22 protein-coding genes are annotated in these 23,488 nt (G+C 56.8%); 18 read left to right on the forward strand and 4 right to left on the reverse strand.

What is annotated here, in order from left to right; all coding sequences use genetic code 11:
* Positions 1-58: 58 nt before the first annotated feature.
* From B3Z17_RS17555 to B3Z17_RS17580, 6 genes are all read left to right on the forward strand, one after another.
* On the forward strand, positions 59-1,135 hold the full coding sequence (locus tag B3Z17_RS17555; RefSeq protein WP_286831030.1) for a glycosyltransferase family 2 protein: 1,077 nt from the start codon (positions 59-61) through the stop codon (positions 1,133-1,135).
* A complete protein-coding gene (locus B3Z17_RS17560; protein ID WP_286831032.1) occupies positions 1,132-2,445 on the forward strand; it encodes an NDP-hexose 2,3-dehydratase family protein in 1,314 nt (437 codons plus the stop codon). The genes B3Z17_RS17555 and B3Z17_RS17560 overlap by 4 nt, the downstream gene beginning before the upstream one ends.
* A gap of 120 nt (positions 2,446-2,565) precedes the next feature.
* Positions 2,566-3,633: a hypothetical protein gene (locus B3Z17_RS17565; RefSeq protein WP_286831033.1), complete on the forward strand. Its 1,068-nt coding sequence runs from the start codon at positions 2,566-2,568 to the stop codon at positions 3,631-3,633.
* A gap of 29 nt (positions 3,634-3,662) precedes the next feature.
* Positions 3,663-5,357, forward strand: coding sequence for an AMP-binding protein (locus B3Z17_RS17570; RefSeq protein ID WP_286831035.1), 1,695 nt, complete (start codon positions 3,663-3,665; stop codon positions 5,355-5,357).
* Positions 5,358-5,382: 25 nt separating this feature from the next.
* On the forward strand, positions 5,383-6,141 hold the full coding sequence (locus B3Z17_RS17575) for an SDR family NAD(P)-dependent oxidoreductase (RefSeq protein WP_068306760.1): 759 nt from the start codon (positions 5,383-5,385) through the stop codon (positions 6,139-6,141).
* 96 nt (positions 6,142-6,237) lie between these two features.
* The gene (locus tag B3Z17_RS17580) at positions 6,238-8,049 is read left to right on the forward strand and encodes an ATP-binding protein (protein ID WP_286831037.1); all 1,812 of its coding nucleotides are present in this window, start codon (positions 6,238-6,240) and stop codon (positions 8,047-8,049) included.
* Positions 8,050-8,052: 3 nt separating this feature from the next.
* On the opposite strand, the gene B3Z17_RS17585 is transcribed toward B3Z17_RS17580, so the two are convergent.
* The gene (locus tag B3Z17_RS17585; protein ID WP_286831038.1) at positions 8,053-9,108 is read right to left on the reverse strand and encodes an isoaspartyl peptidase/L-asparaginase family protein; all 1,056 of its coding nucleotides are present in this window, start codon (positions 9,106-9,108) and stop codon (positions 8,053-8,055) included.
* 119 nt (positions 9,109-9,227) lie between these two features.
* Between B3Z17_RS17585 and B3Z17_RS17590 the strand changes: the two genes are divergently transcribed.
* From B3Z17_RS17590 to B3Z17_RS17605, 4 genes are all read left to right on the forward strand, one after another.
* The gene (locus B3Z17_RS17590; protein WP_286831040.1) at positions 9,228-11,009 is read left to right on the forward strand and encodes a DUF885 domain-containing protein; all 1,782 of its coding nucleotides are present in this window, start codon (positions 9,228-9,230) and stop codon (positions 11,007-11,009) included.
* Positions 11,006-11,527: a hypothetical protein gene (locus B3Z17_RS17595; protein ID WP_286831041.1), complete on the forward strand. Its 522-nt coding sequence runs from the start codon at positions 11,006-11,008 to the stop codon at positions 11,525-11,527. Before B3Z17_RS17590 ends, B3Z17_RS17595 begins: the two co-directional genes overlap by 4 nt.
* A 93-nt stretch (positions 11,528-11,620) precedes the next feature.
* Positions 11,621-12,619, forward strand: a complete 999-nt coding sequence (locus B3Z17_RS17600) for a cysteine synthase A (RefSeq protein WP_286831043.1) — start codon at positions 11,621-11,623, stop codon at positions 12,617-12,619.
* Positions 12,620-12,729: 110 nt separating this feature from the next.
* Entirely contained in the window at positions 12,730-13,143 is a 414-nt protein-coding gene (locus B3Z17_RS17605; RefSeq protein WP_286831045.1) for a disulfide bond formation protein B, read from the forward strand.
* 5 nt (positions 13,144-13,148) lie between these two features.
* Here the strand turns inward: B3Z17_RS17605 and B3Z17_RS17610 are convergent, their stop codons facing one another.
* Positions 13,149-13,622, reverse strand: a complete 474-nt coding sequence (locus tag B3Z17_RS17610; RefSeq protein WP_068306753.1) for an Lrp/AsnC family transcriptional regulator — start codon at positions 13,620-13,622, stop codon at positions 13,149-13,151.
* 200 nt (positions 13,623-13,822) lie between these two features.
* Between B3Z17_RS17610 and ald the strand changes: the two genes are divergently transcribed.
* Genes ald through B3Z17_RS17625 form a run of 3 tightly spaced genes read left to right on the forward strand, consistent with a single transcriptional unit; the run spans position 13,823 to position 17,031 of the window.
* Complete coding sequence (ald, locus tag B3Z17_RS17615) at positions 13,823-14,941, forward strand: alanine dehydrogenase (protein WP_068306751.1); 1,119 nt, start codon at positions 13,823-13,825, stop codon at positions 14,939-14,941.
* Between the two features lie 24 nt (positions 14,942-14,965).
* Positions 14,966-15,937: an asparaginase gene (locus B3Z17_RS17620; RefSeq protein ID WP_286831046.1), complete on the forward strand. Its 972-nt coding sequence runs from the start codon at positions 14,966-14,968 to the stop codon at positions 15,935-15,937.
* Between the two features lie 50 nt (positions 15,938-15,987).
* Complete coding sequence (locus B3Z17_RS17625; RefSeq protein ID WP_139167639.1) at positions 15,988-17,031, forward strand: EAL domain-containing protein; 1,044 nt, start codon at positions 15,988-15,990, stop codon at positions 17,029-17,031.
* On the opposite strand, the gene B3Z17_RS17630 is transcribed toward B3Z17_RS17625, so the two are convergent.
* Entirely contained in the window at positions 17,028-17,480 is a 453-nt protein-coding gene (locus tag B3Z17_RS17630) for a MarR family winged helix-turn-helix transcriptional regulator (protein WP_286831048.1), read from the reverse strand. The two genes, B3Z17_RS17625 and B3Z17_RS17630, sit on opposite strands and share 4 nt — an antisense overlap.
* 153 nt (positions 17,481-17,633) lie before the next feature.
* On the opposite strand from B3Z17_RS17630, the gene hppD reads away from it, so the two are divergent.
* From hppD to phhA, 5 genes are all read left to right on the forward strand, one after another.
* Positions 17,634-18,722 (forward strand): 4-hydroxyphenylpyruvate dioxygenase, encoded by a 1,089-nt coding sequence (gene hppD, locus B3Z17_RS17635; RefSeq protein WP_068306741.1) that lies wholly within the window; start codon positions 17,634-17,636, stop codon positions 18,720-18,722.
* Positions 18,723-18,792: 70 nt separating this feature from the next.
* Positions 18,793-19,341: a VOC family protein gene (locus B3Z17_RS17640; protein ID WP_286831049.1), complete on the forward strand. Its 549-nt coding sequence runs from the start codon at positions 18,793-18,795 to the stop codon at positions 19,339-19,341.
* A 71-nt stretch (positions 19,342-19,412) separates the two neighbouring features.
* The gene (locus B3Z17_RS17645; protein ID WP_068306736.1) at positions 19,413-20,420 is read left to right on the forward strand and encodes a fumarylacetoacetate hydrolase family protein; all 1,008 of its coding nucleotides are present in this window, start codon (positions 19,413-19,415) and stop codon (positions 20,418-20,420) included.
* A 13-nt stretch (positions 20,421-20,433) separates the two neighbouring features.
* Positions 20,434-21,087, forward strand: a complete 654-nt coding sequence (gene maiA / locus B3Z17_RS17650; RefSeq protein WP_082714639.1) for a maleylacetoacetate isomerase — start codon at positions 20,434-20,436, stop codon at positions 21,085-21,087.
* Positions 21,088-21,109: 22 nt separating this feature from the next.
* A complete protein-coding gene (gene phhA, locus B3Z17_RS17655; RefSeq protein ID WP_286831052.1) occupies positions 21,110-21,991 on the forward strand; it encodes a phenylalanine 4-monooxygenase in 882 nt (293 codons plus the stop codon).
* Between the two features lie 188 nt (positions 21,992-22,179).
* Here the strand turns inward: phhA and B3Z17_RS17660 are convergent, their stop codons facing one another.
* The gene (locus B3Z17_RS17660) at positions 22,180-23,304 is read right to left on the reverse strand and encodes a Leu/Phe/Val dehydrogenase (RefSeq protein WP_068306730.1); all 1,125 of its coding nucleotides are present in this window, start codon (positions 23,302-23,304) and stop codon (positions 22,180-22,182) included.
* Positions 23,305-23,488: the final 184 nt, after the last annotated feature.

The raw sequence follows: 23,488 nt of genomic DNA on the forward strand, positions 1-23,488 counted from the left end.
ACAATTGTTTTTTCTGGAGCGTCATGGCAAAAGGCACGCGACTGATGTGAGGGGAACCATGGCGCGTGTAACCGTCGTTATTGCAACACATAACCGACCGGCGCTGCTGCGCAGGACGATCCAGTCTGTCCTGAACCAAACGGTCAAGGACTGGGTTTTGCTGGTGGTTGGTGATTGCTGTGGTCCTGAAACCGGCGAGGTTATTAGTGCCTTCGACGATGAACGCATCTTCTATGTCAATCTGGAAGAACGCTGCGGAGAACAAGGCGGCCCGAACACAGCTGGCATGTATGCGGCCCAAACAGAATATGTTGCCCTGGCCAACCATGATGACATCTGGTTGCCTGATCATCTCGAAATTGCGCTGAAGCGGCTGGAAAAAGAGGGCGCTGACTTTCTTTGCAGTGCCGCAGCGATTTCTGTGGAAGCGCTTGATGCGTCTACCGGTAAAATGAGGTTTGGATTCCGGGGACGAAGCCCGGAAGGGCGCAGTTTCAAAGAAGGCTTTGCAATGGGGCCGGTTTATTTTGAGCCGGTTTCCTGCTGGGTTTTCCGGTCTGACCTGTTGCATCGGGTAGGAGCCTGGCGGCCTGCTACAAATATTTATCGCACGCCGCTTGAAGACTGGATACTGCGCGCCTGGCGCGCAGATGCCGCTATAGTTTTTGAAGACACAGTGACGGCAATATACTGTTTTGCTGAAAAGACCTTCAAGCAGGGCAAGCTCGATAAGACGGATACCTATCTACAGGAAAGCACCGAGCAGGAATATTGGCTTGATCTGTTAGCGAATGAAGACCTCGCTGTTTTTCGGCGACGTGTTGACCGCGATGTATCGATTTTGCGGCAAAGTGCCGATCTTTTTTCCCACACTTTCGAAAAGCAGGATGACTTCTGGATTTTCGAAGCGCTTCAAAATGATCAGACAACCCGCTTATACAAGGAAAAGGGTTGGGACGGATTTGCTGCGGCCTGCAACATCATTGGGCTTAAGCCCGGGTTTCGGATCAAGAGACTGTTGCAACATAGGACTGGCGAAACACTTCCGGTTAGGAAAGATTGGAAATCGGTTGCTCATTTTGTGAAAGATGCGTTGGCGACCGATGCCCGTTGGAACAAGGGCCTGAGCGAATGATCCCCTGGTTGCGTTTCCTGCGCGAGAATAGCCGTCATAGCCATACGCGAATCGCCTTTGCCGACAGCAAGGAATGGCAGATGAATGAGGGGCGACTTGTTCATAAAACCGGTGGGTTCTTCTCGGTTGAGGGGATGCGCACTACAGCTGCGCTTGATGCGCTGAACGGATGCACCCAGCCGATCATCAACCAACCTGAAATAGGCATTCTTGGTTTTGTGGTTCATATTGAGGAGGGCGAGGCCCTATGGTTGCTGCAGGCGAAAGGAGAGCCGGGAAACACAAACAGCATCCAGCTTGCGCCCACTGTTCAAGCCACTTTCAGCAATTATATGCGCCGACATGGCGGGGCGCCAACCCTGTATCTGGATCACTTTGTCGGCGAGGGCGACTATCTGAGCGATAGCCTTCAGTCAGAACAGGGCACGCGGTTTCTTCGCAAGTTCAACCGCAACATCATGGTGCAGGCGTCCGACCGACTGCCGATCGAAAGTGATGCGTTCGGATGGTGTTCAAGTCAGGACCTCAGCGAAGTGCTGCTGGCTGACTATGCCATCAATACTGATGCACGGTCAGTGATCACCACGGGCCCCTGGTCTGTCGTGGGGGCTGGGCGGGATATGTTCAGAAGCAATAAGGCCCGGTCCCTTTTTGGTGAAGCGCTTGCCGTGTCATACGACCAGAAATGCCGGGACGGGTTAGCCACTGACCTGCAGGTCCTAGTCGAGAGCATTCGGCATGAGGTGTCCTTGGTTGTTCACGCATGTCCGCTGGATGCGCTTGAAGGCTGGATCATGACAGAAAAACACATCTCATGTGCGCATCAGCATCGCGAGTTGGTGGTGGAGCATTTTGAGGTCTTTGCGCCTGGCCGCGAGCGCAGCCAGTGGGACCAGCCCTTGTTCCGGTCAACGGGCGTGGATGAGGTCATCCTTTTCTGTCAGAAGCGTGATGGCCTGCTAAAGTTTCTGTTGCGCCCCACTCTTGAGCCCGGACTGACCGGCGGCGTGGAAATCGGGCCCAGCTTTAAACGGGAAAGCGCAAAGCATTTGCCCACCTGGTTGCAAGACCTGGCCGCAAACCCTTCGGGTGGTGCTTCTATCGAAGTGGCGCAATCGGATGAAGGCGGACGCTTCATGGAAAGTCGATGCCGATATCGGGTTGAAGAGCTGGCCACCGGCAAAGCCGTTCCTGAAGATCCCTGGAACGTGTGGGTCAGCCTTTCGGAGTTGGAACTATTATGTCGGACGCCGAAATTGCTGACCAACGAAGCGCGCTCCGTGGTATCCATCCTTCTTGGTCTGGCTTAGTAGCTTTTCCTTCGGCAGTTTTTTAAATTTCTGGACTGGTTAGTCTTGAAAAAGATCGCGAGGGCTGTATCTTCCTTTCCGTGAACGTAAACCACGGGCACAAACAGGAATGGGGAGTGTATGCAGGCCTTACGTCTGATCGCAGGAAAAGAAGCGCGCCGCCGCATAGAGGAAAAGGGGCTGACCCCGGACCTGGTGCGGCTTGTTGTTGGCGCCTCGGGCGGCCCCAAGTGGCTGATCCTGCGCGGGCTGGACCAATTTGTGTTTGGTGACTGGCTGAAGGATGCCAAAGGCCCGATCGACATGGTGGGCTCCTCCATCGGCGCCTGGCGCATGACGCTGGCGTCCCACCCGGATGCTGGGGCCATGTTCAACGCCTTTGAGGATGCCTATTTCAGCTACCGCAAGGAAGACGGCGCCACACCCGAAGCCGTGACCAAGGCATCCTACCGCATTCTGAACCAGATTATGGGCGCGGATGTGCGGGACGCCATCATCGCCAACAAAGCGCGGAACCTGAATATCGTTGCAGTACGCTGTTTGGGCGCAACCGGCAGCCAATCGCGTTTCCTTGAGGGCGCTGGGCTTCTGGGCGCTTTCGCCGCCAACAGCATCAGCCGGCCGCTTCTGGGGAACTTCTTCCAGCGCGCCGTGTTCCATTCGGGCGACCGTGTGGCTTGCTCAGGCGCCTGGGCAGATTTCGGCCGGATCGATGTGAAGCTGCAGGCTGACGCGATCCACGATGCGCTGATGGCCTCAGGCTCCATTCCTTTCGTGGTGGAGGCTGTGCGTGATATCATGGGGGCGCCCAAGGGCGTATACCGGGATGGCGGGGTGATTGACTATCACTTCGAAATCCCGTGGCAGTATGACGACGGCATTGTGCTTTATCCGCATTTCTACGGCCATCTGGTGCCGGGCTGGTTCGACAAGGCGCGCGAGAGGCGGCGGGTGACAGGCGACATGCTGGACCAGCAGCTGATCCTGGCGCCAACAGACGAGTTTGTTGCCAGCCTGCCAAACGGCCGAATACCGGACCGCAAGAATTTTACCGATATGGAAGACAGTGAGCGCCTGCCTTATTGGCGCCAGGTGGTGGATATGAGCTACCGCATGGCAGACGAGTTTGGGGAACTTTGCCAAAATCAGGACGCGCTGATGAATAGACTTGAAGCCGCCCCCGACTAGTGGGCTATTATTAGGGAAGTGGGAGTAACATGGAGGGAACGTTGATGGACGAGGTGCCGTTTACTGAAAAGGACCTGCTTGCGGGGCACCTTGGCGAGATGGTGGACAACTGTGTGCGCGCCCACGGGGGCAAGTCTGCTTTCAGTTGTGTGCTGCCCACAGGCCACTCCCACACCATGACCTACACGGAACTTGGGGAATATTCCGACGCTGTCGCCGCCTACCTGCGCGAAGACCTGGGGCTGAAGCCAGGCGACGTGGTAGCGATCCAGTCTCCCAATACGCTGGCCTATCCGGTGTTAGCTTTCGGCATCATGAAGGCGGGGCTGATTATCACCAATGTGAATCCGCTCTATACGCCGGACGAGACCAACCACCAGCTGAAAGACAGCGGCGCCAAGGTCTGGTTTGTGATTGATGTTTTCGGTGACCGGGTGCAGGAGTCCATCAAGGACACGGACGTCAGCCGCATTTACCCCATTTCGCTGGTTGATTTCTTCCCCGGTATGAAACGCCACCTGCTTGGGTTTGCGCTGAAGTATATCAAAAAGGCCGTGCCTGATTTTGGCGCGGAAAAGGCCGGTTCGATCCACGGTATCATCCGTAAGGGGCGCAAGCATCTGGCGACCGGCGTCAACATTCAGGCTTACCGCGAAGGCGCGACCCTCGATGATGTGGCGATCTTCCAATATACCGGTGGCACAACAGGCCGCAGCAAGGGCGCGGAGCTGACCCACCGCAATGTCGTGGGCAATATTTCGCAGGCCAATCACCGGGAGGGAGCCTTTTCGGCGCAGCCTGATGACGCGCTGATGCTGATCTTGCCGCTTTATCACGTTTATGCACTGGCTGTTGGCGCCATCAACAGCATGCATCTGGGCATCCATGTGGTGCTGGTGCCGGTTCCCAGGCCGCTTTCAAATCTGAAGCCGGTGTTCGAGAATTTCGATATCACCATCATGCCGGGCGTGAACACGCTGTATCTGGGCCTGATGCAGGAAAAATGGTTTACATCCAATCCACCAACATCGCTCAGGCTTTGCATGTCTGGTGCGGCGCCCCTGCAGCCTGCAACAGCTGACGCCTGGGAGGACATCACTGGTGCGCCTATTTATGAAGGTTACGGCCTGACGGAAGGGACCTGCATTGTCGCGTCCATGCCGCTGGATCAGCCGCCCAGGCGGGGGACTTGCGGTCGCCCGATCCCGGGCACTGAAGTGCGGATCGTGGGCGAGGACGGCAAGGATCGTCCGCGCGGCGAACCGGGTGAGCTTTGGTTGAGGGGCCCACAAATCATGAAGGGCTACCTGAATAATGCCGAGGCCACCGATGAAGCCATCAATGATGGCTGGCTCAGGACCGGCGACGTGGCGATCTTTGACGAAGAAGGCTACCTTTCCATCGTGGACCGTATGAAGGACATGGTGATCGTATCGGGCTTCAACGTATTCCCAACTGACATTGAAGACGTGCTGACACGGTTCGACCGGGTCGCGGAAGCCGCAGTTGTCGGGGCACCGGACGGTGAGACCGGTGAAAAAGTCGTGGCCTATATTGTCAAGGCAGATCAAGACCTTACAGATGACGAAGTGATCCGTCACTGCAGAGAACACTTGACCGGATACAAGGTTCCGAAGACTGTATGCTTTGTGAACGAGCTTCCCAAGTCACCTGTTGGCAAGGTGCTGCGCCGCGAACTGCGGGATTTGGCAGCATCGCTTTAGGGGAAGCCTCAACAAGGGGCTGATTATGGATCTGGGTCTTAAAGGCAAACGCGTCATCATCACAGGTGCCACGCGCGGTATCGGTCTGGCCATTGCCCAGACCTTCCTGGCGGAGGGCGCCAAGGTGGCTTTCTGTGCCCGAAATAAAGATGAAGTGGCTGCCCGGCTGAAAGACTGGACCGACGCCGGTCATGACGTCTGGGGTAGCGCCGTGGACGTCCGGCAGCCTGAGGCCTATCTGGCGTGGCTTGAAGAAGCCGCGAAAGCGATGGGCGGTGTTGATATTTTCGTGCCCAATGTATCTGGAGGCGCCGGGCAGGGGGAAGAAGGCTGGCGTACGGCTTTTGAGGTGGACATGTTGGCCACTGTCCGGGGCTGCGAAAGCCTGTTGCCGCAACTGGTACAGGGCAGTGACGGGGCAATTGTCATTATTGCCAGTATCGCAGGCGTTGAAGCCATGGGCGCCCCTGCGCCCTACAACACCGCCAAGGCCGCCCTTATATCCTATTCTAGCCAGCTCGGTGACCTGGCGGCCCAGCACGGGGTCAGGGTGAATGCTGTGTCTCCCGGCCCGGTTCATGTTGACGATGGTTTCTGGGGGCAGGTGAAGGCCGCCCAGCAGGAAGCCTATGACGGTGTCGTGGCCAGGCACCCTTTTGGGCGGCTTGGCACAACACAGGAAGTCGCAAACTGTGTGGCGTTTCTGGCCAGCCCGGCGGCTTCCTGGGTAACCCGGACAAACCTGGTGGTTGACGGTGGATTTACCCGTCGAATCCAGTTCTAAATACCCGATCTGGTTACATATATTGCGATTTTGGCTTCGACGCATTAGTCTGGCAAAAACAACCACCGCTTTTATGGCTCAACGCATATGACCCGAATGGTCAAAGTCATCCCCTGGATAGCAGCGATATCCGCAGTTGTGGCTGCGGGGCCTATTTACCTGTTCGCCACCGAAGCGGTTCCGCCGGTTTGGCCGCTGGTGGCGACCGCCGTGATTGGCGGCATCGCCGGGTTTGCGCTACGCCAATATATCGAGGCCAATATGATTGAGCCCGAGGGAGACTTCCTCAAGCACCTGCATAGCTGGGTGGCGGGCGATAAAATACAGTATGCCGAGGCATCGGAAGAGCTGATCAACCGGCCGGATCTGCAGCAAGCCCTGGATACGGTACGCACGACGGCGGAAAAAGCCCGGGCCCGATTGATCGAGTTTTCCGAGGTGGAATATAACCTGCAGCAAGTGGTGCAGGATAAGCGCCGCAACGAGGCGGTGCTGAAGGAACAGCGCGAGGCCTTCGCCAAGCTCGCGAATGAACTTTCGAAAGCGCGTGATGCCGCCGAGGCGGCCAACGTTGCCAAATCCGAGTTCCTGGCCACTATGAGCCATGAAATCCGGACGCCGCTTAACGGTGTTATTGGCATGATCGATCTGTTGATGGACACGCAGCTGGATGAAAGCCAGATCTATTTCGCCCAGACGCTGCAGCAATCCGCCCAGACACTGCTGACTGTCATCAACGATATTCTGGATATTTCGAAACTCGAAGCCGGGAAAGTGGAACTGGATTTTCACGCTGCCAAAATCGAGAAAGTGATTTCCGACACCATCCATTTCCTGGAGCCCAAGGCCAAGGAAAAGGGCCTGGACGTTACCTGGGAATGCGGGGAAGACGTGCCAGAAGTGGTTATCACGGACCCCACGCGCCTGAGGCAGATCCTGTTCAACCTGGTGGGTAATGCCCTCAAGTTTACGGAAGTCGGTGGTGTGACCATCCATGCGTCACGCGATTATGGCTCTGGCGGTGACCTGGGAATCAAGATTGTGGTCACCGATACAGGCATTGGTATCAGCAAGGAAGCACAGCGGCGCTTGTTCCAGAAGTTCACCCAGGCCGATGCGTCCACGACGCGGCGTTTTGGTGGTACCGGGCTTGGGCTTGCCATCTGTCGGCAATTGACGGTGCTTCTGGGCGGCGAGATTGGTGTCGAAAGCGAAGAGGGCGAGGGCAGCAGCTTCTGGTTCACCTTTCAGTGCCGTGAGGGCAGTGAAGAGGATCTGGTTGATGACTTTGGCTATGACTCGTCCGATATGGCGGTGCTCGAAGCCTCTGCCAGCCGCAAGCTGCGTATCCTGGTGGCCGATGACAATCTGATCAACCAGCGCATCATCGACAATATGCTGGGCAAGCTTGGCCATGAGCTGGTGGCAGTGGAAAACGGCGCGCAGGCCTGTGGGCTGGCGGAAGAACAGGATTTCGATCTGATCCTTATGGATATTCAGATGCCGGTTCTTGGCGGCATTGATGCCACAAAATGGATTCGCGCCATGGACGGTGACAAGGCCAGGGTGCCGATTGTGGGGTGCACGGCGGACGCGTTCCCTGAACAGATCGAACGGTTTCGGCAGGCCGGCATGGAGGATGTGGTGACCAAACCCATCAACCGCAAACGGCTTTTGATGGTGATCAACCAGGTGCTGGGCGAAGAAATCCACGCCATCGTCAAGGAAGGCGTTGCCACAGACATTCCTGCAGCCTTGCCTGAAGCGCCGCCCAAGGCGACGAAAAACGGCGCGCCTGAAGGCAAAAAGGCACCAGTCCGCAAGGGCAGCATCAATGAGCCTGCCAGCGCGCCAGACAAAAGTGGCGTAGACGCCCTTGATGGTCTTCTGGATGAACTCGGGGGTTAGCCCCTAATCCTTATAAATTGCGACGCCGGCTTCCGTTTTGCTGCTGACGGTGCCGCGGAACATGCCCAATGTGTTGAAGGTCATGGACATATTCCCGTCCTTGTCCACTGCAATAATGCCGCCGTCACCGCCCATTTTCACAAGCTGGTCCATCACCACACGGTCGGCGGCCTGCTGCAGGCTGAGATCTGCATATTCCATGAGCGCGCAGATGTTGCGGGCAACAGTCGCGCGGATGAAGAATTCGCCGTGGCCGGTCGCTGATACAGCACAGCTTTCGTTGTTTGCGTATGTGCCTGCACCGATGATCGGGCTGTCGCCCACCCGGCCGTGCATCTTGTAGGTCATGCCGCCTGTTGACGTACCGGCCGCCAGGTTGCCGTCTCTGTCCAGTGCGACAGCCCCTACGGTGCCGAACTTATAGTCGCCATTCAGGCCATCGTCTGCGCTGCTTGTCGCATCGGCTCCTTCAGCAGGCTTGCCGTCATGATCCAGCATGGGGCCGGCCTTTTTGGCTTTGGCGTCTTCATATTGGCTCCAGCGGTGATCAGTGTGGAAATAGGTGTCGTCCGCTGTTTCTATGCCTTGCGTCGCGGCAAAGGCTTCGGCGCCGTGCGCCTGCATCATCACATGGGGCGATTTTTCCATCACTGCCCGCGCCAGCAGGATGGGGTTCCTGATGTTCCGGACACCAGATACCGCACCGGCATCCAGCGTGCGGCCGTCCATGATCGAACTGTCCATCTCGTTCTTGCCTTCGGCGGTAAACACGGCCCCCCGACCAGCGTTGAAATGGGGTGAATTCTCCATGACCTGGATGGCGGCTGTTACGGCGTCTAACGCTTCACCACCATCCTTGAGAACGGCTTCCCCGGCTGCCAGGGCTGCCATCAGGTCAGCACGGATTTCGGCCTCCAGCTCCGGCGTCAGCTTGTCTGGCGTGATCGTCCCGGCACCGCCATGGATCACAAGTGCATACTCAGGCTTTTCCGGTGTTTCACTCATGCATGCCCCCAGTGTCACAATCGCCACTGCTGCGGCGACTTTTTTATACCACATGTTTCGCTCCCATTTGACAGACGCTGGATTGTTTCGCATGAAGGAAACAACATCAAGTCTTTGCTGCTGAACGAAAGTTATAAGGCGGCAATCGGCGCAAATCGGGAAGGGGACGATCCATGGGAGTATGGTTTAAAACTGGGGTGCTGGCATCAGCGATAATGCTGACAAGTGTGACGGCTTCGGGCATGGAGCGACGCGAAAGCGCCGAAGAAAAGTTTCAGCTGCTGATGCAGGATGAGCGCGCCTTCTATTACCAGGAAAACCCAGGGACTGGCCCGCGCGGCAAGCCGCGTCCTGTTGCAGACCGATTTCGCTCCCTTGCGCTTGAGGATCAAATGCGCCGGGCAGAAAAGAACCGGGAGTTCCTTGCGCGCCTGGACGACATAAAACGCAAGCGGCTGGATGAAGAAGGCCAGCTGAACTATGACATGTTCCGCTACATGATCGACAGCCGCCTCTTGAATTCCAAACACCGTACATGGCGCCAGCCGCTCTTTAGCGACAGCGGCTTCCACACTTATCCAACGCGTGCCTGGCAATCCATCAACTTCCGGACAGTGGCGGACTATCAGGCCTATATCCGCTGGATGAGGGACCTGCCGCGTTACCTGGCAGAAAACACGGCTCACATGCGCACGGGCCTGCAGGAAGGCTTCACCATGCCCAAGGTGGTGCTCAAGGGCCTGATGCCAAGCTTTGACGTGCTGGCCAAAGGCGCACCGGAGGACAGTTCCTTCTATGGGGCCTTTGTCAATATGGCAGCAAGCCTGACGGATGAGCAGAAAGAAGCGTTGCGGGCAGAGGCGCGGGCGGTCATCAAGGACGATGTCCTGCCAGCCTATGCCACACTCGCCAGCTTTATGCATGACGTTTATTACCCTGCTGCACGGGAAAGCCTGGGCATCAGCGAAGTCCCGGGTGGGGCGGCCTACTATGAGGATATGGTGCGCTACTATACCACCATTGATATTTTCCCCGATGAAGTGCACCAGATTGGCCTGAGCGAGGTTGCGCGTATCCGGGCAGCCATGGAAGCCATTATCGAAGAAGTTGGCTTTGAAGGCAGTTTTGCGGAATTCCTGACCTTCCTGCGCACCGACCCGCAGTTTTATGCCAAGACAGAAAAAGAACTGCTGATGGTCGCCAGCTATCTGGCCAAAAAGGCTGACGGCAAGCTACCAGCGCTGTTTGGCAAGCTGCCGCGCCAGCCGTACGGGGTGGAACCAGTGCCCGCCGTTCTGGCACCAAATTACACCACCGGCCGCTATTCGGGTGCGCCCTTGGATGCGCCGCGGGGTGGGGAATATTGGGTGAATACCTATGCGCTCGACAAACGGCCGCTTTATACGCTACCAGCGCTGACGCTCCATGAAGCAGTGCCGGGGCACCACCTGCAGATCGCGCTGTCGCAGGAGCTTGAAAACGTCCCTGAATTCCGCCTGGGCCAATATCCGCATGCATTCGGCGAGGGCTGGGGCCTCTATTCCGAACGGCTCGGCGAAGAAATGGGCCTGTATGAGACGCCCTATGAGCGCTTTGGCCGCCTGACCTACGAGATGTGGCGCGCCTGCCGCCTGGTGATCGACACCGGCATCCATTCAAAAGGCTGGACGCGGGAAGCGGCCATCCAGCTGCTTACGGAAAATTCAGCTTTGTCCGAGCATAATATTCGCACGGAAGTAGACCGCTATATTGCCTGGCCGGGCCAGGCGCTGGCCTACAAGATGGGAGAGTTGAAGATCGTGGAACTGCGCGAGAAGGCAACCAAGGCCCTGGGTGACAAGTTCGATGTGCGGGCATTCCATGATAAGGTCCTGTCTGCGGGGGGTATCCCGCTTTATATTCTGGAAAGCCGGATCGATGAATGGATTGAGGCACAACTGAACGAGGAAGAATGACCCAAGAGCCAGCGCCCGATAGCCTGGAAACCCTGATCGGCCTGTCCGTTCCGGCAAAGGTATATATCGGTCGTGATCTTGCTGGAAACAGCTGGCCCTTGGCGGACCGGTTCCTGGCGATGTGGCAGGACCTTCGAGGTAACAAGGTGGCCCCGCCGCGGACCACCTTGTCGCCTATGAATATCAGTGAATATCTGCCGTTTCTGACAATCTTTGATGTCAGCTATGATCCGTTCAGAATGAAGTGTCGCCTGATGGGGTCCGCCTTTGTGGGTGCCATCGGGTATGATGCGACCGGTCACTATGTCGACGATTACCCGAATACCGAACTGCTGATCCGCCGCGCCCGCTGGATGGTCTCCAAGGTGCAGCCCATGTTGATTATCGGCCTGCCACTGGCCTGGTCGCCTGAGAAGGACTATAAAACCTATGACACGCTGTGCCTGCCGTTTCTTGACGATGGGGATACGGTGGACACGATCCTCTATCTGAACCAATTTCACGTGTCAGAGAAATAAATTCCAGCCATCACGAATTATTGGGTTGATTTTTTTCTTGAAATTGTCAAAACGCTAGCCAATTAAGAAAGAGTTTCTTTTGGAGAGTTCATCATGACGGCCCAGACTGGCGCGCTTGCCGCAATTGGCAACACCCCGCTTATCAAACTGAAATATGCGTCAGAACTGACAGGCTGCACCATTTTGGGCAAGGCGGAATATGCCAATCCCGGTGGGTCGTTGAAGGACCGCCCGGCGCTGAATATCATTGAAGATGCCGAAAAGAAGGGCCTTCTTGAGCCTGGCGGGCTGATTGTGGAAGGCACTGCCGGCAACACGGGTATCGGCCTGACGGTGGTGGCGAACGCCAAGGGTTACCGTACCCTGATCGTGATGCCCAACACCCAAAGCCAGGAAAAGATTGATACGCTGCGCATTATGGGCGCGGGGCTCGAACTTGTGCCTGCCGCCCCATATTCCAACCCGGGAAACTTTAACCATGTGGCCAAGCGCCGGGCTGAAGAGCTTGCCGCAACGGAACAGCATGGTGTGATTTGGGCCAACCAGTTTGACAATGTGGCGAACCGCGAGGCGCACATCAAAACCACTGCGCGCGAGATCTGGGACCAGACGAACGGCAAGGTTGACGCCTTTATCACCGCAGTTGGTTCCGGTGGCTCGCTGGTGGGTACGGGCATGGGACTCAAGGAATTCAACAAGGACATCGTTCTTGGCCTGGCTGACCCGATGGGCGCCGCCATCTATAACTATGTCAAGCATGGCGAGTTGAAGGCCGAAGGCAGCTCCATCGCCGAAGGTATCGGGCAGGGCCGGATTACGGCGAACCTTGAAGGCGCGCCAATTGATGAGGCTTTCCAGATTCCGGACGAGGAAGCACTGCCGATCGCGTTCGACCTGATGAAACGCGAAGGGCTGTGTGTGGGCTCCTCCACCGGGATCAATGTGGCAGGGGCCATTCGCCTGGCGAAACAGATGGGGCCCGGGCACACGATTGTGACGTTGCTGTGTGACAGTGGGCTTCGTTATCAGTCCAAGCTGTTCAACCCTGAATTTCTGAAGTCAAAGAACCTGCCGGTGCCGGATTGGCTCTAGCATTCGCATTATCGCATTTTGGGCGCCATTCGTCGCAGAACGGGTGGCGCTTTTTTAATGTCTGATAATGAGTCCAAAAATATCGCGTTTAGCATGATATGGAGGACATAATGCTGTTGATGATTTTAAAAATAGAAAAATACACCAATAATATAAGATTAATTGGTTTAATGGCGCTTTTGGTTGGGGTTGCGGCTTGGGTGCTTGACCTGACAGGCCTTGTTTATGAGTGTCCCTATTGCCGGACGCAGCGTACGGTCATTGCCTTGCTTGGCATCATACTGATGCTGCCTAATCCGCGCCATTGGCTATTGCGCTACATTGCTACCTCTGTGGCGTTTCTTGGCGCCCATGTCGCCGCTGCACAGCATTTTGCCGGATGGCGGAAGATTTCCGGTGGCACATTTTCTTTCAGCGATCAGATCTATATAGACCCATTCCTGCTGTCTGGTTGCGCCCTTTTCATGATCGTGGGGCTCGCGTCGCTGCTGTTTGTGTCACAGCCTTCAGATGATACCCAGTAGCAGTGTCAGCCTTCCTGGGCGGGCAGGGGCAGCCTTGTCCGTCTCAGCACATTCCTGAGCGCGAAACTTGAATGCACGCGCGCCACGCCGGGCAGGCGGGTGAGAATATTGTGGATGCGCTCATAATCCGGCGCATCCTTCACCGCCACGCGGATCATATAGTCCACGTCGCCGCTCATCAGATAACATTCCATCACCTCCATCACGCCGCGCACGGCTTCCTCGAACCGGCGGAGCTTTTCCTCCTGCTGGTCTTCAAGCGAGATGCGCACAAACACCGTGCCGGGCAGCCCGACGGCGCTGGCGTTCAGGTGGGCGGCGTAATGCATGATCACGCCCTTGTCGTCCAGGTTCTTGACGCGCCTGAGGCATGCGGATTCCGATAGGCCAACCTTGTCAGCCAGCTCAACATTCGACAGGCGGCCATCCTTCTGCAGGGCATCCAGGATGGCACGATCAATCTTATCAAGTTTAATCATTCGCAGATTCCTGCGTATATATTTTAAATAGCACAATAATCATGCAAAATGATCAATCAAAACGCATGTCTTTGCAAGGACATTCTAACGGCTTTGGAGTAAATTCCCTGCCAGAGAAGTGAGGGGACTGGAACGACCGATCATAAGGCCGTCAGGCGATCCCTTGCCGCACAAGCAAAACCAGTTTTTAGGAGGGCAGAATGCTTGTAGGTGTTCCTAAGGAAATTAAGAACCGTGAGTATCGTGTTGGTCTGACGCCTGCGTCTGTACGTGAGCTGATTGCACACGGCCACGAGGTTATCGTTCAGAATAATGCCGGTTTCGAGATCGGCTTCACCAACGACATGTATGAAGCTGTTGGCGCCAAAATCATCGATACGGCTGCTGAAGTGTTTGCGAAAGCCGACATGATCGTGAAAGTGAAAGAGCCCCAGGCAGTTGAATGCGAAATGCTGCGTGAAGGCCAGATCCTCTATACTTACCTCCACCTGGCTCCGGACCCCCAGCAGACCCAAGGTCTGATCAAATCCGGTGCGATTGCGATCGCATACGAAACAGTAACCGACGACTTTGGCGGCCTCCCCCTTCTTGCGCCAATGTCTGAGGTTGCAGGCCGTATGTCGATCCAGGCCGGTGCTCATGCTCTTGAGATGAGCCAAGGTGGTCGTGGTATGCTGCTGGGCGGCGTGCCGGGCGTTGCGCCTGCCAAAGTTACCGTGATCGGTGGCGGTGTTGTGGGCACAAACGCAGCGCGTATGGCTGTTGGCATGGGCGCGGACGTGACGATCCTTGACCGTTCGATCCGCCGCCTGCAGCAGCTGGACGACATCTTCAAAGGCACGGTGAAGACTGTGTTCTCCACGCAGGATGCCGTTGAAGAGCATTGCCTGGCGTCTGACCTGGTGGTTGGCGCGGTTCTGATCCCGGGTGCGGCGGCACCGAAGCTGGTGACCCGCGAGATGATCGGCAAGATGATGCGCGGTAGCGTGCTTGTTGATGTGGCCATCGACCAGGGTGGTTGCTTCGAGACGTCCAAGGCGACGACTCACGAGAACCCAACCTACATTGTTGACGAAGTGGTGCATTACTGCGTTGCCAACATGCCGGGTGGTGTTGCCCGCACCTCCACGCTGGCGCTCAACAACGCGACGCTCCGTCATGCTGTTGCCATCGCCAACAAGGGCTGGAAACAAGCGCTGGCGGACGACAAGCACCTGCTGGCGGGCCTGAATGTGTGCGAAGGCAAGATCACGTATGAAGCCGTTGCACGCGACCAGAACCTTGATTACACGCCAGCGCTGGAAGCTATTGGCGCGTAACGTCAACTGGTATATATGGCGGGTATGAACAAGAAACCCGTCATCCAGGTTTTCGCCCTCGGCGGAACCATTGCGATGACCCCCGGCGCAAGCGCGGGGGTCATTCCGTCTCTGACCGCGCGCGACCTTATCTCGGCCGTGCCGGGCCTTGAGGATTTGGCCGACCTGCACGCTGAAACGCTGGTGCAGAAGGGCAGCGCCAATCTCACCATGCCGCTGATCGCCGATATCATGGACCGTGCCAGCGCCTGTGACGCAGATGCTGTCGTTGTTACCCAGGGCACTGATTCGATGGAGGAAACGGCGTTTCTGGCCAGCCTCATGAACCAAAGTGATAAGCCGGTTGTCTTTACCGGCGCCATGCGCACGCCCAATCAGCCGGGGGCCGATGGACCGGCGAACCTTTATGATTCCGTACTGGCGGCAACCGACAGCCGGTTGCGCGGCGTTGCGCTTATGATGAACGGCGAGCTTCACGATCCCTGGCGTGTCGCCAAGGAGCACACGTCGAGCCTGCAGGCTTTCCAGTCAGAGCAAGGACCGATGGCTACGGTTGCAGAAGGGCAGTTGCATTGGCGCAAGGATTGCCCAGTGCGCGACGTAAGTCTTTCTGGGGTCAAAGAATTTGCGCCTGTGGCCCTTGTGAGTGCCGTGATAGATGACGACGGCCGAATGCTCGATATGGTGGCCGAGGCTGGCTATCAAGGTCTGGTGATAGAAGCCTTTGGGGCGGGGCATCTGTCTGAGGTCTGGGCCGACAAAGCTGAAGCGCTCGCAAAGGTCATGCCCGTTGTTTTATCAACTCGCGCGCGTGGCGGTAAGATATTCGAAAGGTCTTATGGCTATCGTGGGGCCGAAATTGATCTGCTGTCCAGGGGACTTGTCCCTGCTGGATGGCTGCGGGCAAGAAAGGCTCGCTTGCTTCTTTCTGGCCTCTTGGGGCAGGGGGTAACAAATTGGAAACAAGCCTTTACCCGGGTGGTGAAAAGTGATTGAGTGTGAGGCCATAGTGATAGTTAATATCAGACAGCTTGAGGGGTCGAGTGTTGCCTGATCAGTCTTTGTTTCCAATTGTCTCAGGTTTGGGGCATGCCTTTTTCTGGTGCTATGACGAGCATCTGAGTGACCGTCTGCGCGCCATTCTCATCAAGGCTGGGTTTATTGAAGTGCCAACGGGCGAGCCGCTTGTTGTCTGCTTCCTTGCGGACGATATGGAATCGGTTTTACCGGTTCTTGAGCAGGCCTTCGCCTCCAAGGAGCGCCGCCTGATCCGGGCGCTGCTGTCAGGAAACGCCAAGCCGACACTGCAGGAATTTGGCAGTATTCATACCGTTGAGGAACTCGGTCTGCGCCTGTCTGCCCAGTGGCTGGGTGATTTGCTGGTCGACCGCCGCTACAAATCCTTGCTGCAGCCGATTGTGTGTGTTGAGGACCATAAGAATATCATGGGTTATGAGTTCCTGATCCGCGGCCTGCACACGGACGGCATGGAAATCCCGGCGCCGGTTTTGTTTGAAACCGCCGAATCCGCCGGAATGCTTTATGCCCTTGATATGGCCGCCGGTGAGTGCGCGACCCGGACCGCAAAGGGTTTCGGCCTCAAGGAAAGCGTGTTTGTGAACGTTCTGCCCTTCACCATCGACACCGAAGACGGTATGGAAGCCTGGCTGTCGAACGTGCTGGGTGAAAGCGGGCTGGCCGAAGACCAGCTTGTGTTCGAGATTGTCGAAAGTCAGCAGCTGTCTGACCTGGAAACCGTGCGCAGCCTGGTGCGCCGCCTGAAGGACCGGGGCATTCGCATTGCCCTTGATGACTTTGGCACCGGCTTCAATAACCTTTCGGGTATCACGGAAATCCAGCCTGATTTCATCAAGCTTGATAAGTCGCTGACCCACGACCTGAATGATGATGGCCGCAAGTGGACGCTGGTGGCCAATATTGTTGATTCCGCCAAGCAATCAGACATCAAAGTGATCGCAGAAGGCGTTGAAGACAATAAAACCGCCCGCATGCTTGAAAGTGCGGGCGTGGACTATCTGCAGGGCTATCTGTTCGGGATGCCGGATGCAGAGCCCGTAAAGGCCGATTAAGCCTGCAGCTGGATCGTCTCCAGTTTATCAAGAAGGCTCGTGAGGGCCTCTTTTTCCACAGCACTCAGTTTCGCGAGAATTTTGCCCTCATAGCCCAGCGCAATGGGAATCACTTCGTTATAGATGGTGCGGCCATCGGTCGAGAGAGCGAGAACGGACCGGCGCTTGTCCTCCGGCGAGAAGTGGCGCTCCAGCCGGCCGCTGTCCAGAAGTTTGTTCACGGCGCGGGATACAGCCACTTTATCCATGGCCGTGCGCTCGGCCACCTGGGCTGCCGAGAGGTCGCTTTCTTCCCCCAAAACCGCCATAACCCGCCATTCAGGCAGGCTCAGCTGGAATTTTTCTTCATAGCCGTCGGCAATCGCGCGGCTGATCCGGTTCGATAGTACCGACAACCGGTAGGGCAGGAAATCCGCAAGGCAGATCGCGTCCTCTGAATTTTTTTTCATCGTTCCCTCACACATGCTCTTGCAATTAGTTTCGTATGAAACTAATATAGGTTCAAGAGAAATTAACACGGCGTCCAAAATTCCGGAAATTCCGGGAGCAGATTTTTGTACGCCTTTCCATTTTGTATATAGGACATATAGGAGAGTTGGAAGATGGCCGATCTCTTTGAGAACCCAATGGGCCTTTGCGGCTTTGAATTTGTTGAGTTTACGGCACCTGAAAAAGGCATTCTGGAGCCGGTATTCGAAAGCATGGGCTTTACCCACGTGGCCAATCACCGCTCCAAGGACGTGACACTGTGGCGTCAGGGCGACATCAATTTCATTGCGAACTATCAGCCGAACTGCCCGGCGGCCTATTATGCTGAAGAGCATGGCCCCAGCGCCTGCGGCATGGCTTTCCGTGTGAAAGACGCCCACTTTGCCTATGAAGAGTGCCTCAAGAAGGGCGCGCAGCCCATTGAAATGCCAACGGGGCCGATGGAACTGCGCCTGCCTGCCATCAAAGGCATCGGCGGTGCCGCGCTCTATCTGATCGACCGCTTCGGCGACGGCAACAGCATCTATGACATTGATTTCGAGTGGATCGAAGGCGTGGACCGTCACCCTGAAGGCTGTGGTTTCCACACGCTTGATCACCTGACACACAATGTCTATCGCGGCCGCATGGCATATTGGGCTGATTTCTACGAGAAGTTCTTTAACTTCAAGGAAATCCGCTATTTCGACATCAAAGGCGAATATACCGGCCTGACGTCGAAAGCCATGACCGCACCTGACGGCAAGATCCGTATTCCGCTCAATGAAGAAGCGGCTGGCGGCAATGGCCAGATTGAAGAATTCCTGATGGCCTATAACGGCGAAGGCATCCAGCATATCGCTTTCTCATGCGACAACCTGCTGGAGTGCTGGGACCGCCTGAAGGCTAAAGGCGTGCCGTTCATGACCGCGCCTCCGGAAACCTACTATGAAATGCTGGAAGAGCGTCTGCCAGGCCACGGCGAGCCCGTGGACGAGCTGAAATCCCGCGGTATCCTGCTGGACGGCACGACCGAAGGCGGCGAACCTCGCCTGCTGCTTCAGATTTTCTCTGAAACGCGCCTGGGCCCTGTGTTCTTCGAATTCATCCAGCGTAAGGAAGATGACGGCTTCGGTGAAGGCAACTTCAAGGCGCTGTTTGAATCCATGGAACGCGACCAGATTCGCCGTGGTGCGCTGAAGGTCGACGAAAACGCAGCCTAACCAAATCACAGTCGGGCAGGGGCCTTGTGCCCCTGCGCAACAGGTATCAAGTATTCGAAGGGTGAGACCAATGAAGCTTCAAGGCGTTCATCACGTGGCGTACCGATGTCGGGATGCCAAGGAAACTGTGGAATTTTACCAGAAGAACCTGGATATGGATTTCCAGCTGGCGATTGCGGAAAACGAAGTGCCGTCAACGGGCGAGCCTGATCCCTACATGCATATCTTCCTGGATGCCGGGAACGGCAATGTGCTGGCTTTCTTCGAGCTGCCGAACCAGCCAGAGATGGGCCGCGACACCAACACGCCTGAGTGGGTGCAGCATATCGCCTTCAAACTGGGCAGCATGGACGAGCTTCTGGAAGCGAAGGACCGTCTTGAGGCTGCGGGCGTTGAAGTGCTGGGGCCGACAAACCACACGATCTTCAAGTCGATCTATTTCTTTGACCCCAACGGCCACCGGATTGAGCTGGCCGCCAACACGGACGAGCCCGGCATGCTTCAGGAGCTGAAGCGCGTGGGCCCGGAAATGCTGGAAGAATGGTCGAAAACCAAGAAAGCACCAAAGACGGCAGCCTGGCTGCACGGCGAAGGTGAATTCCCCGGGTATCACGGGTAAGATCTGGCAAACGCCCACGGGTGCGGGACCCATGGGCGATCTGGAACAAAAAAGTTTAAGGAACAGAGTTTATGAAACTTGCGTCTCTCAAGCACGGCCGCGACGGCAAACTTGTTGTTGTGTCCAAAGACCTGAAGCGTATGACATCGGCAGCAGATATTGCGCCGACCCTTCAGGCTGCCATTGATGATTGGGCCACAGCGCTGCCGAAATTGCGCGCGCTTTATGAATCGCTGAATTCCGGCGCGGTTGAAGGCGAGGCCTTCAATGAAGCGGATTGTGCTTCACCGCTGCCACGTGCCTACCAGTGGGCTGACGGTTCGGCTTACGTCAACCACGTTGAACTGGTGCGTAAGGCACGGAACGCGGAAATGCCGGAAACCTTCTGGACTGACCCACTTATGTACCAGGGCGGCTCCGACACGTTCCTGGGCCCACGCGACAAGATTGTGATGCCACAGGATGAGGGCTTCGGTATCGATTTCGAGGCTGAAATTGCTGTGATCACTGACGACGTGCCGATGGGCGTGTCGGAAGCCGATGCGGCGGGCCACATCAAGCTGCTGATGCTGGTCAACGACGTATCGCTGCGGGGCCTGATCCCGGGTGAGCTGGCGAAAGGCTTCGGCTTTTTCCAAAGCAAGCCTTCGAGCGCTTTCAGCCCCGTGTGCGTAACCCCTGATGAGCTGGACGGCGTATGGGAAGATACCAAGCTGCACCTGCCGCTGGTGTCCCACTATAACGGCACGATCTTCGGCAAGCCCGAAGCCGGCATCGACATGACCTTCAATTTCGCCAAGCTGGTGTCGCACGCCGCGAAAACCCGTCCGCTGGGCGCTGGCGCCATCATCGGCTCCGGTACTGTGTCGAACAAGATGGACGGCGGCCCGGGCAAGCCGGTTTCAGAGGGCGGCGTGGGCTACAGCTGCATTGCCGAAATCCGCATGATCGAGACGATCGAGGACGGCAAGCCGTCGACCAGCTTCATGAAGTTTGGCGACTCGATTCGAATCGAAATGTTTGACCGTGACGGTGCGTCGATCTTCGGTGCCATCGATCAGGTCGTGACCCAAGGATAAAGCGGGGAATATGATGCGCATCCTATATGGTTATTTCCGGTCTTCGGCAGCCTTCCGGGTGCGCATTGCCCTTGGGCTGAAGGGGCTTGACTATGAGCACCGCGCCATCAACCTGAAGCCGGGTGTGAGCGAGCAGAAATCCGAGGATTATCTGAAGCTGAACCCGCAAGGGCGGGTGCCGTACTTCATTGATGGCGATGTGGCGCTGAGCCAGTCGCCTGCCATCCTCGAATATCTGGATGAAGCCTACCCACGGCCATCGTTGTTGCCGGAAGGCATGGCCGACCGTGCCTATGTGCGCCAGCTGGCGAGCCTGATTGGTTGCGATATCCACCCCTTGAATAACCTATCGGTGCTGATGCGCATCAAGGGCCAGCTGGGTGCGGATGAAGATGCTACCAATTCGTGGTATCATCACTGGGTTACAGAGGGGTTCACGGCGCTTGAAGCCATGCTGGCGTCAAGTGAGCACCGAGGCCGCTTCTGCTTTGGCGACACGCCGAGCATGGCTGACATCTATCTGGTGCCGCAGGTTTGGAACGCGCGGCGTTTCGGCACGCCACTTGATGCGTTCCCAACCATTCTGTCCATCGATGCCGCGTGCCAGCAAGAGCAGGCCTTTATCGCAGCCGCGCCGGAGAACCAGCCGGACGCGCCGCAAGCGTAACGTTTTTTGTTAGGAGGGACCCATGAAAATCAAGACACGTCTTGGCCGGGAAGTTGAAGTAAACGAAGACTATACGGTTGACCAGAATTGGGAGCATTTCACCGACGAGGAGCATGACCGGTGGGACCGGCTGTATGCCCGTCAGGAACAGATGCTGGAAGGCCGCGCGTGTGATGAGTTCATGGAAGGGCTGCATTCGCTGAAGCTGTCTGATGGCGGCATCCCGCGTTTTGATGAGCTGTCCTGCCGTTTGAAAGAAATCACGGGCTGGACGGTTGTTGCGGTGCCGGACCTGGTGCCGGATGATGTGTTCTTTGACCATCTGGCGAACCGCCGCTTCCCGGCGGGCAACTTCATTCGCCCGGAAGCGCAGCTGGATTATCTGCAGGAACCGGATGTGTTCCACGATGTGTTCGGCCATGTGCCCTTGCTCGCGAACCCGACATTTGCTGACTATATGGAAGCGTATGGCAAGGGCGGCCAGCGCGCGGCTGGCCGTGGCGTGTTGCAGAACCTGGCGCGGCTTTACTGGTACACCGTGGAGTTCGGCCTGATCAATACCCCGAAGGGCATGCGCATCTATGGTGCCGGGATCGTCAGCTCTAAATCCGAGAGCATCTTCTGCCTTGAGGACGCGAGCCCGAACCGCATCCACTTTGACCTGATGCGCCTGATGAAAACCGACTACCGCATTGATGACTTCCAGCAGACCTACTGGGTGATCGACAGCTTCCAGGAGCTGCTGGACGCCACATATCAGGATTTCGGCCCGATCTATGACGAGCTGGAAGCTAACGAGACTGTCTATACACCAGACACAGTGCTCGACACAGACAAGGTACACAATAACGGTACGCAGGCCTATGCGAACGCGGGCGGACGCCTGGCGAAGGCTGCGAGCTAGAGAGACGTCACAACAATAATAATTTGGGCTGGCCTGAGGGCCTAATTGAGGCTGCCACACCTGTGGCGGCCTTTCTTTTTGCTGTAGTGCGAAGGGGCGGGCAGGGGGCTCATATGCCATAGAAAAAAGGCCCCCGCGATTGCGGGAGCCTTCAGGAACTTTCTGGAGGAAAGTTTCAGTTCTTGTTGTTATTCAGCTGCCGCAGCCAGCTTGGCTTCGTTGGCACGGCGAATGATGTCTTCAGCCATTTCGTTGGCGATCACACCCGTTGGGCGGCCTTCCTTGTCACTGGCATTGAAGATCTTGGTCAGCGTGTCACCGATACGCAGAACCTTGGCTTCACGCTCTGCAGCGTTTGGCTTTTCCTTGTACACTTCGGATTCAACCGAAATGATGCCGCCAGCGTTGATCACATAGTCAGGCGCATACAGAATACCGCGTTTACGCAGTTCTTCGTCTTCCCGGCCTTCAGTTTCCAGCTGGTTGTTGGAGGCACCCGCAACGATGGTGGCTTTGATGTCACCCAGCGATTTCGGGTTCAACACGCCGCCAAGGGCACAAGGCGCGAACACGTCACAGTCCACAGCGTGGATGGCGTCAGGCGCAACCACTTCGGCGTCACCTTTTGCCAGAACCGCTTGGATGTTGGCGTCAACAATGTCAGTCACGACGATTTTCGCACCGTCACCGCGCAGGTGGTCAACCAGATACTGGCCAACGTGGCCAAGGCCCTGAACCGCAACGGTCACACCATTGAGGCTGTCTTTGCCCAGGCGGTGTTTCACAGCAGCTTTGATGCCGGTGTAGACGCCCAGTGCCGTGTGCGGGGATGGGTCGCCCGTGCCGAAGTCGCCGCCCTCGAGGCCACACACAAAATTTGTGGTCTCTGCGGCTGCAGCCAGCATGTCAGGGCTGGTGCCAACGTCTTCCGCGGCATAGTAGCTGCCGCCCAGACGGTTGATCATGCGGCCGAAGGCGCGCATCAGCTCTGGCGTGCCCAGCTCTTTCGGGTTGCCGATGATGACGGACTTGCCGCCACCAAGGCGGAGGCCAGCCATCGCGTTCTTGAAGGACATGCCGCGCGACAGGCGCAGGACGTCATAAACGGCATCCTGCTCGCCGCGGGTTTCGGCCACATCGATTGGCGCGGAACGACGGTGGTTTGCAGCATAGTCCCAGAAGCGCGTGCCGCCTGTGGCAGGGCCGAGGGCAGTGGAATGCACAGCGATGATGGCTTTCAGGCCAGAAGCTTCGTCAGAACAGAATACGACCTGTTCGTGGTTCTTGAAGCTGCGTGAATCGAAAACGGGCATAGTCGAAATCCTTCCCAATTAATCCCGTGCCGGGTTTCCCCGGTTACTCGTCATACCCTGTCGTTACCTTGGGGGCTTTAGGGGCGTTCCCACGGGGGCCGGCATGCTTATTGTTTTGGCTGGGCCGGGCCGTCTGGTAACCACATCTTCCGCTTCCCGGTGGCATATTCGCCGAGAAGCCAGA

The sequence above is a fragment of the Kordiimonas sp. UBA4487 genome, assembly GCF_002389025.1.
Lineage (GTDB): Bacteria > Pseudomonadota > Alphaproteobacteria > Sphingomonadales > Kordiimonadaceae > Kordiimonas > Kordiimonas lacus.

Excerpts from the sequence above, each read along its gene's own strand:
- phhA (WP_286831052.1), top strand. The coding sequence starts at position 21,110 with ATGAAAATCAAGACACGTCTTGGCCGGGAAGTTGAAGTAAACGAAGAC.
- hppD (WP_068306741.1), top strand. The coding sequence starts at position 17,634 with ATGGCCGATCTCTTTGAGAACCCAATGGGCCTTTGCGGCTTTGAATTT.
- B3Z17_RS17645 (WP_068306736.1), top strand. The coding sequence starts at position 19,413 with ATGAAACTTGCGTCTCTCAAGCACGGCCGCGACGGCAAACTTGTTGTT.
- B3Z17_RS17580 (WP_286831037.1), top strand. The coding sequence starts at position 6,238 with ATGGTCAAAGTCATCCCCTGGATAGCAGCGATATCCGCAGTTGTGGCT.
- B3Z17_RS17560 (WP_286831032.1), top strand. The coding sequence starts at position 1,132 with ATGATCCCCTGGTTGCGTTTCCTGCGCGAGAATAGCCGTCATAGCCAT.
- ald (WP_068306751.1), top strand. The coding sequence starts at position 13,823 with ATGCTTGTAGGTGTTCCTAAGGAAATTAAGAACCGTGAGTATCGTGTT.
- B3Z17_RS17640 (WP_286831049.1), top strand. The coding sequence starts at position 18,793 with ATGAAGCTTCAAGGCGTTCATCACGTGGCGTACCGATGTCGGGATGCC.
- B3Z17_RS17590 (WP_286831040.1), top strand. The coding sequence starts at position 9,228 with ATGGGAGTATGGTTTAAAACTGGGGTGCTGGCATCAGCGATAATGCTG.
- B3Z17_RS17620 (WP_286831046.1), top strand. The coding sequence starts at position 14,966 with ATGAACAAGAAACCCGTCATCCAGGTTTTCGCCCTCGGCGGAACCATT.
- B3Z17_RS17605 (WP_286831045.1), top strand. The coding sequence starts at position 12,730 with ATGCTGTTGATGATTTTAAAAATAGAAAAATACACCAATAATATAAGA.
- B3Z17_RS17660 (WP_068306730.1), bottom strand. The coding sequence starts at position 23,304 with ATGCCCGTTTTCGATTCACGCAGCTTCAAGAACCACGAACAGGTCGTA.
- maiA (WP_082714639.1), top strand. The coding sequence starts at position 20,434 with ATGCGCATCCTATATGGTTATTTCCGGTCTTCGGCAGCCTTCCGGGTG.
- B3Z17_RS17595 (WP_286831041.1), top strand. The coding sequence starts at position 11,006 with ATGACCCAAGAGCCAGCGCCCGATAGCCTGGAAACCCTGATCGGCCTG.
- B3Z17_RS17555 (WP_286831030.1), top strand. The coding sequence starts at position 59 with ATGGCGCGTGTAACCGTCGTTATTGCAACACATAACCGACCGGCGCTG.
- B3Z17_RS17575 (WP_068306760.1), top strand. The coding sequence starts at position 5,383 with ATGGATCTGGGTCTTAAAGGCAAACGCGTCATCATCACAGGTGCCACG.
- B3Z17_RS17610 (WP_068306753.1), bottom strand. The coding sequence starts at position 13,622 with ATGATTAAACTTGATAAGATTGATCGTGCCATCCTGGATGCCCTGCAG.
- B3Z17_RS17600 (WP_286831043.1), top strand. The coding sequence starts at position 11,621 with ATGACGGCCCAGACTGGCGCGCTTGCCGCAATTGGCAACACCCCGCTT.
- B3Z17_RS17565 (WP_286831033.1), top strand. The coding sequence starts at position 2,566 with ATGCAGGCCTTACGTCTGATCGCAGGAAAAGAAGCGCGCCGCCGCATA.
- B3Z17_RS17630 (WP_286831048.1), bottom strand. The coding sequence starts at position 17,480 with ATGAAAAAAAATTCAGAGGACGCGATCTGCCTTGCGGATTTCCTGCCC.
- B3Z17_RS17570 (WP_286831035.1), top strand. The coding sequence starts at position 3,663 with ATGGAGGGAACGTTGATGGACGAGGTGCCGTTTACTGAAAAGGACCTG.
- B3Z17_RS17585 (WP_286831038.1), bottom strand. The coding sequence starts at position 9,108 with ATGTGGTATAAAAAAGTCGCCGCAGCAGTGGCGATTGTGACACTGGGG.